Annotated in this window: 3 protein-coding genes and 1 pseudogene; all 4 read right to left on the bottom strand. The window is 40.7% G+C overall.

Annotation, left to right across the window (positions count from 1 at the left end):
- Positions 1 to 200 (bottom strand): annotated as a pseudogene (locus tag F8S12_RS27480) (hypothetical protein); the annotation flags it as partial.
- A 174-nt stretch (positions 201 to 374) separates the two neighbouring features.
- Positions 375 to 2,555 carry an SNF2-related protein gene (locus F8S12_RS27485; protein WP_230968317.1) on the bottom strand — a complete coding sequence of 727 codons (2,181 nt, stop codon included), beginning with the start codon at positions 2,553 to 2,555 and terminating at the stop codon, positions 375 to 377.
- A gap of 35 nt (positions 2,556 to 2,590) precedes the next feature.
- On the bottom strand, positions 2,591 to 2,881 hold the full coding sequence (locus tag F8S12_RS27490; RefSeq protein ID WP_196519453.1) for a type II toxin-antitoxin system RelE/ParE family toxin: 291 nt from the start codon (positions 2,879 to 2,881) through the stop codon (positions 2,591 to 2,593).
- Positions 2,869 to 3,216, bottom strand: a complete 348-nt coding sequence (locus F8S12_RS27495) for a hypothetical protein (RefSeq protein ID WP_196519454.1) — start codon at positions 3,214 to 3,216, stop codon at positions 2,869 to 2,871. Before F8S12_RS27495 ends, F8S12_RS27490 begins: the two co-directional genes overlap by 13 nt.
- Between the last annotated feature and the right edge of the window lie 581 nt (positions 3,217 to 3,797).

Below are 3,797 nucleotides of genomic sequence, written 5' to 3' on the forward strand. Positions count from 1 at the left end.
CACCCAGGACCGTCGCAGTCAGGGCAGATAACGCCAGGGGAACAATTGAACTTGGGCAGGGTAAAGTCCCAATCAGACAACGGCTGTACAATAGGTTGTTCTGTGGTTGTGGTTTCTTCTGGCTGAAACTCTTCATAAGCTTCTTCTACAGGCTCGGCATAAGCATTAACTTGTGGGACAACAGCCTGGGGTTCGGGCAATGTGTTTTCTTTGTAATGGGGGTGTGAGTATCAATGGAACAGAAAACTGGGTTAAGCTTAAAAGCCTTATTGCGTAAGGATTTTTTTGAAAGTTGTAGTAGCTCACTTTTCAAATCACTAACTACTGCCTAACGATAAATCAAGAGTTTCAGCACCTAAAATTTTTTGTAGTATTCATGTAATGCTTCTTATCCCGGTTTTCTGTTCCGATGATACTTGTACCCCATCTACTAAATCGTCGTCACTTAAAACGCTTCCCCGTTGAGTTAACAAATAATCCAAACGACGTTGCAGAGATGACTTGATGGCATAAAATGAACTGGTCAAACGTTTACGGTAAAGGGTCATCAAAAAACCCAAACAAGAACGCTGATCTTTTTGTGCCAGTCGGTAAAAGTGACGTACATAGTTGCTGACAGCTAGATAAAGCGGTACTTCCCGTTGGGGTTCCAGCGTAATAGCATTATCCTGCACAACTCTGGTGGGAATATCCCGCTCTAGCAGTCCCCTTTGATAGTATTGTCGGAGAGTGTCGCGGGTGTGGCGGAACATCAAGTCTTTTAGAGGCGTGTTCACTGTCAAGTATTGGCGTGAGGTGTCGATAAAGTCTTCATCTGCCAATAGTTGTTTGTGATTAGAGATTTTCTTTCCTCGTTGCCAAGTATCCTGCATTTTGTAAGCGAGGATGCGATCGCTCTTGGTCAAAAACTCCTCTAATCTAGAGGAAGGTTGTCCGCCGCGCCCAAAGTAGTCACTAGACATGACTTGCCAAAAATTAATTACTTCCTGCTTGACAGCACCTTGTAGGGAGGCGAAATAATCGCAGAAGTTATCGCCGTAACTCCAATGTCCCTGCAATCCCAGCAGGTTTAACAAGTCGAAAATTTCTATGGCATCAATTTGCATGGGAGTTGCTGAGAGAAGAATCAGGGATTTTGTCTTCTCCTTCAACTGTGTCATTAACTGTAACAAGCGATTGGGTGTTTCCTTGCGGTCTTGAGGACTCTTGCGACGTGCATGATGGGCTTCGTCTAAGATTACTAAATCCCAAGGTTCTGCTGATAGTAGCTGGTGCATTCTGTCAGTTCTCCGCACCAAATGAGAAGAAGCGAGGATTAAATCTTGGGTATTCCAAGGATTAGCTGCTGCTGGGATAGTCCGCTTGTAGGGGTCTTTAAATTCTGTAGATGTGTAACTCCAAAAATGCAGATTAAATTTTTCCCGTAGTTCTTCTTGCCACTGGGGTTGAACGCTAGCAGGTGCTAAAATTAGTACCCGCTTCACTTTTTTGGATAACAGCAGATAACGCAGAATTAAACCAGTTTCAATAGTCTTTCCTAAACCAACTTCATCAGCAATGAGAAAACTTTGGGGAAAATTTTGAGCAATGCGGCGCAGTATTTTAATTTGGTGTGGCCAGGGGTGAATGGGAATTGATTTTAAACAAAAGTCCAAGCAGCCGGGATGTTCATGAATATTAGCAAGTTGAGTAAATGCCAACCGTTCTTGTTCTCTTTGTTCCGTAGAAATAGCTGAAGAGTCTGGTTTTAGTTCCGGTTCTGGTTGTGCTTCTGGTTCAGTTAATTCTATTTTTGTTAGAGGTCTTGAGTCAAATTCAGCTTGGGCATTCCAATCAGGTTTAGTCGCTTTTGCGTAACGCAATAGCTTTTTCTGTACCGCCTCTGGAACTTCAAAAACTCGCACGTTAGGCGATACGTCATACCAAAGTTGCTCAAACCTCGCTTCTTCTTCTTCAACTCTATCTAGTTCCCTTCCTCCCTCCCAAGAACAATAAACGTGAAATGATTCTATATTCCTCTCCCAGCCACCGATAGATTCGTTATTGGAACCGTTAAATGCTAATTTATCGCCCTTGCTATCAGTAAAAATACCAACTTTTTCATGAAATATATGCTGTGGGTCTAGTTGCTGTGTACTATCTTCTGGCAGTCCATTTTGTTTCAGGGGAATAGCAATTTTAATATCGAGATATTGATTTTGAATTAACCAACTGAGAATTTCAAAGTGTTTGAGTTGGGCAAAATTTTCAGGTGGTTTTAAGTCTGCGTCTAAACGACTTAGCAATGCGTCTCGCAGTTCGTAGCCCTGTTGAATTGCTTGTAAATCTTGGGGGCTAAACTGACAGCCCATGATTAACCGCATTCGCCCTTTGTTATGCAGCATTGCACCTAAACCCCGTGCCACTTTACTTAAAATGGCACTGCTAAAAAAACCTGCTTTCCGGTCATATTGAATGGCACACTCTAAAGCAGGAATGTAGAAATCACTGATGGTGTTGTGGGTGTTGCTGGTGTAACTAATTTTCCAAGGATATTCACGTAAAATTTTCGGCATATTATGCGGTTGTTTATATCCTTTAAAAATTAATACTAACGAGGTCGATTCTCTCGCCCGTGATAAATGCGTAAAATAACAACATCATCCTCAAGAATAACGTAGTGAATTATAAAACCGTATTTACCAAAAGACACTAAAAGTTTTCGTAATCCTGCTATTTCATCTACAATCGCACCTCGACGAGGATTCTGCTGTAAACTCTCGCCTGAAGAGACAATCGCTTGTACTGCCCGTGCTGCTGCATCAGGATTATTAAGTTTAATAAAATCGTAATGACGATTTAAGTCGTCAATTGCACTTAGAGTCCAAACTATCTGGGACATGGGCGTTCTTGTTCAGTCCCTAAACTGTCTGCCCATTCGCGCACACGGTCATGCGCCACTCCTGAACCTGTGCTACGGTACGCTTCAAGAGCGGATTGACTCTGCTGAACCATTTGGGCTTCAGTAAGAGGTTGAAAATTTAATGCTGCGTCTATCTCACCGTACTCAAATGATTCTTCTGTGGTTTGAGTAGCTTGATTTGTCACTAACTGCTCAAAATCTTCTAAATCCCCTGATGAACTAGTCAGCCATGTTAACAGGAGAGTTTTTACCTCTTCTGGGGGTAACGTTTCAATATACTCTAAAATTTGCTGCCTAATATTGCTTGCTGTCATAAGCTTTGAATTTTTGTAGTAGCTCTGCTATAAATACAACATTTTTCACTCTTCTTATCTAAATTTTAACTAAAATAATGTAAATACTACAATGGTTGAAGAAGCAATCATTTGGTGTAATTGTGATGCAATCAATTTTCTGGAGTGTCAGCAATTCTCATTTTGAAATAAATAGGGTATTAATCGCCATTTTGAAATTCAATACGTAGCACAAAATAATTAGTTTTTTAGGGAAAGGCGTAGGCGCAGCGCGCACTTCTCTACAAGACGCTCCGCAAAGGGCAAGCTCAGTGACCACCGCAGGCATCACTAAAAAATAATTGACTACAATTATTAAGTATAAATACTGACATATTTGAGGGATTTGCTTAAAAACGAAGGGTAAATCCAGGAAAGTAGTTCTGTTTTTAGAATATAGAACTTAATTAAAATAACAATTTATAATAGTTATCGAGCTTTGGTAAAATTAGTGAATTGAAAAATATTAATTAGTCAAACTACTCTAAGATGATTCCAAAGGCGACGACCCTAGAAATTCCTGAATTAATCCAATTTCTACGTCAAGAATTACATGACTTACC

This window comes from Nostoc sp. WHI, from assembly GCF_015714725.1.
Classification (GTDB): Bacteria; Cyanobacteriota; Cyanobacteriia; order Cyanobacteriales; family Nostocaceae; genus Nostoc.